5 protein-coding genes are annotated in these 3,411 nt (G+C 52.4%); 1 reads left to right on the forward strand and 4 read right to left on the reverse strand.

Translation table 11 applies throughout. The features are described 5' to 3' along the window. Positions 1-221: 221 nt before the first annotated feature. Positions 222-548, reverse strand: coding sequence for a hypothetical protein (locus HTA01S_RS24310; RefSeq protein WP_157572270.1), 327 nt, complete (start codon positions 546-548; stop codon positions 222-224). Positions 549-660: 112 nt separating this feature from the next. On the opposite strand from HTA01S_RS24310, the gene HTA01S_RS25010 reads away from it, so the two are divergent. Next, complete coding sequence (locus HTA01S_RS25010; protein WP_084236566.1) at positions 661-1,203, forward strand: RNA 2'-phosphotransferase; 543 nt, start codon at positions 661-663, stop codon at positions 1,201-1,203. A 6-nt stretch (positions 1,204-1,209) separates the two neighbouring features. On the opposite strand, the gene HTA01S_RS25015 is transcribed toward HTA01S_RS25010, so the two are convergent. From HTA01S_RS25015 to HTA01S_RS25625, 3 genes are all read right to left on the reverse strand, one after another. Further along, positions 1,210-1,611 carry a hypothetical protein gene (locus HTA01S_RS25015; RefSeq protein ID WP_084236568.1) on the reverse strand — a complete coding sequence of 134 codons (402 nt, stop codon included), beginning with the start codon at positions 1,609-1,611 and terminating at the stop codon, positions 1,210-1,212. 110 nt (positions 1,612-1,721) lie between these two features. Continuing rightward, positions 1,722-2,369: a hypothetical protein gene (locus HTA01S_RS25800; protein WP_218017392.1), complete on the reverse strand. Its 648-nt coding sequence runs from the start codon at positions 2,367-2,369 to the stop codon at positions 1,722-1,724. Further along, positions 2,350-3,411 (reverse strand): hypothetical protein (locus tag HTA01S_RS25625; protein WP_218017393.1); only part of this gene is annotated, 1,062 nt, incomplete at its 5' end. The genes HTA01S_RS25800 and HTA01S_RS25625, both read right to left, overlap by 20 nt.

A 3,411-nucleotide genomic window follows, 5' to 3' on the forward strand; every position in this document is an offset into this window, starting at 1 on the left:
TGCGCCCAGGACCGGTGAGACCGCTTGCGCGAACGCGCTGACGTTGATCGTCAGCATCAGCAGCGTGGCTACCGTGCGCTTGAACCAGCGTTTCATGGATGGGGCTTCACATGAAACGTGGTGCCCGGCACCTGTGCCGCACCACCATCCGCTGGCGCTCTTTCACACCCTCTGGCCTTGCTTGGGCAAAACCACGCTTGGAGGTTGCAGCTCACGGTTGTTCAGTTCGCAGGAAGAACGAAACCTTGCGCTTTCATGCAAGCTGACACTTCTTGCCTGAGTACGGCGGCTTGATCAAAGTATTTCCTTGAGCCCGACTCGGCGCCCGCAGCAGCGCCTTCGTACCGGGCAATCATGACGGCATCCGCACGCAGTTTGCTGGAGCGTTTGAGCTTCTCGTCGTGGCTGCACTGTTGCTTGGCCTGTGCAAGGCGTTCGGCATGGACGGGCTGACCATCCATGGTCTGCCAGGGCAGCGGCTTGATGGCACATGCGCCGAGCAGCAGGCATGCGCCCAGCGATACCAAGTGTGGGTGCTTTGGTTTCATGGAATGGAGGTCTGGCTATGGCGGGCAGAACCTGACAAGTCGGGGGCGGGCTCAATGCCCTGCCTGGCTTCTCAGCTCTGCGCGGGACGCGCTTGGCAACTAAAATTGACCCATGAGCAAACAACATTCAGAGATCAGTAGATTCTTGAGTTTCGTACTACGCCACCAACCGGAGGCTATCGGCATCAAGCTTGACCTTGAAGGGTGGGCCGATATTTCAGCACTGATCGCTGCCGCCGCCAATGACGGCAAACAGCTTGATCGTGACTTGATTCAAACCGTGGTTACAACAAGTGACAAAAAGCGATTTTCCATTTCTGAAGACGGACTGCGTATTCGTGCCGTGCAGGGACACTCAACCGAGAGCGTAGACATTGACTATGTCGAGAAGGTGCCACCTGAATTTCTATACCACGGAACTGCGACACGTTTTATCGAATCCATCCGCAATCAAGGACTGCTTCCCGGATCGCGCCAGTATGTGCATCTGTCGCAAGACAAACAGACCGCGCTTGCTGTTGGGCAGCGACATGGGAAACCAGTCACACTAAAAATCAAAGCCTTACTCATGCATGAACAAGGCTTCAAATTTTTTCAAGCTGAGAATGAAGTTTGGCTCACGGAACTCGTGCCAGTTACATTCCTGACCGAATAGCAATCCCTAATCTCCCTCTCCCTCTCCCTCTCCATCGGCATTAAATTGCACAGCATCTGCCATGGCTGCCTTTAGCCAAGCATCGAAATTGACGACATGCCCACGATCCTCCCAGCCCGGCGAAGCATAGGTGTGGACATAGTGCACGATTGGATCATTTGAGGGCGCACTCGCATCGAAGCAGGCCACGTCATCAATGTGCTCTATTTTGGCAAAGGGAACCAACTGCCGGCTTGGATATTGCCGCTTAATTACCTTAAGCCAGGAATCACTCAATCCTGGCATTTCGCACAAGAACCACCAAGGGGACAAGTCTGGAATTGTTGTTTGCTCAAAATATGAAATATAAGATCTTGGAAATACAAATCCTTGCAGCAGCAACTCTGGTGTAAAAGATTCAACTTTCATCAGTTTGACCTTCCTCTAATGACAGGTGAGCTGGGTCGACAAAAGACGATGCATCATGCGTCTTGATTCCACCCATTCTTTTCGACTTAGCTCTGTTTTTTCGCTGCCTGCTAACAATTTTTAAAACTGGTCACAGCCCAGAAGTCCTCGCTTGCATCTCTGACCCAATAACGCTGCGATGTTGGAATCATATGCTCGAAATCACCCTCGGCTGCCCACCAACCATCAAGAGCAGCAGATTCATAACTGCGACCATGCACCATATGCATGAAGATTTTTCTATCATAGTTGATATAGAACTTCGGCAACTTAGAAAACAACCTCATCCGAAGCTGAACCAACTCTTCCTCCATTGGAGCATTGAAGGATAACTCAGCCTCCATTTGCTTGGACAATTCAGCATACAGACCGGTGTCCTCATGAAAGAATTCTCGGCGTAGCATATCCGTTGTAGCAACCTTCGCCGACTCGCTGTCTCGATAGCGGGGAAACAAATCTGCTGTCAGCGTCGGCAGGCTGCCACGATACCGCTGAATAACTTCCATTCGATATGTCTCCACAGACTTTCCAGCAGGAAGATAACGCATCAGATTTTCGTCTTGGCAGAGCGCATCAATATTTTTCATGTGATTAAGATTGAAATGCTCACTCCAATCAATAATCCATAAATATTTTCCACCAAAAACAAAAAGGCCAACTCGCTCCTCCCCTGACAGGATTCTCTCACGCAGCCCAGAATTAATCTCCACCAAATTCATTAAGAAACTCCCGCTGAGTAAGCACGCGTCCGTTTGAAGAACCACTGGTCATTATTTCAGAATATGCCCGATTAAGTTCGATCGAGGTTCCCGGCGTACCCTTGTCCGTGATTTTCACCCCGGCTCCGCTATTGCCAAATTGATCAACAGCAGACTCCATAATTCGATTATGCGTTGCGCGATCCACCTCAAACACCACTACTGAACCATCCGGGCGCTTGTTACTCAGGTAATAAACCGAATGATCCGCATTGCCCACACTCACGCAAATTGACCCTGTACAACCCGGCGTAATGGAAACCGACCCATCCCTGTTAACGGTCAATGCATCGCGGCTGGTTGCACTGCCTGAACCACCACCCTGCACCCTAAAATATGGGACTCCTTCTGGGACGTTGGGAACTAGGTTTTCCCCACCGGCTTTGATACTTGAAGGACCAGTTGATCGAGCCGCCGAGGATTCAAACCACTGAACGACCTTGGAGCCATTCTGCATGACGACACGGCCTGCGGCGTTGCCAGCGATGCTGATCACCTCACCCACGGGATATGCCGCCAGTTGCAGGCCGATCTCCTTGATCACCGTGTCTTGATTCGCGGCCGTGATCTCCGACTGGTAGTGCGCCGGAATGCTGTTGAGCGGGTCGTCACTGCTCCAGTAGCGCACTTCCTGGCTCAGAGGGCGATCGAGCAGCGCTTGTGTGAGCGCATCGTTGTGCTGCTGATTGGCCGCGTTCAGTGCTTCGCCGTTGAATTCAGGGTCGCTCTGGTAGTCGGTGGGTTTGGCCCCTTGACCCCATGGCGTGCCTTGAGCGGCCAGTTGGTTGAAGGCGTTGCAGTCCGCCGATGCATCGCACTTCGCTTTGGCTTGGCTCAACTCCTTGTTGTTCTTGTCGCTCAGGGCTTGGTATTGCTTGTCGACGTCTGCCTTGCACTGCACCTCGCCGTTGCACGCGTTGAGTGCATCGGCGTACTTCTTTTGCTCATCGTGCTTCAAAAAGTTGTTGGCTACTGCGTTCTCGGCCGTGGCCTGCCCCAGCGC

It is taken from the genome of Hydrogenophaga taeniospiralis CCUG 15921, assembly GCF_001592305.1.
Classification (GTDB): domain Bacteria; phylum Pseudomonadota; class Gammaproteobacteria; order Burkholderiales; family Burkholderiaceae_C; genus Hydrogenophaga; species Hydrogenophaga taeniospiralis.

Coding starts and splice junctions, on each gene's coding strand:
- HTA01S_RS24310 (WP_157572270.1), bottom strand. CDS start 548: ATGAAACCAAAGCACCCACACTTGGTATCGCTGGGCGCATGCCTGCTG.
- HTA01S_RS25010 (WP_084236566.1), top strand. CDS start 661: ATGAGCAAACAACATTCAGAGATCAGTAGATTCTTGAGTTTCGTACTA.
- HTA01S_RS25015 (WP_084236568.1), bottom strand. CDS start 1,611: ATGAAAGTTGAATCTTTTACACCAGAGTTGCTGCTGCAAGGATTTGTA.
- HTA01S_RS25800 (WP_218017392.1), bottom strand. CDS start 2,369: ATGAATTTGGTGGAGATTAATTCTGGGCTGCGTGAGAGAATCCTGTCA.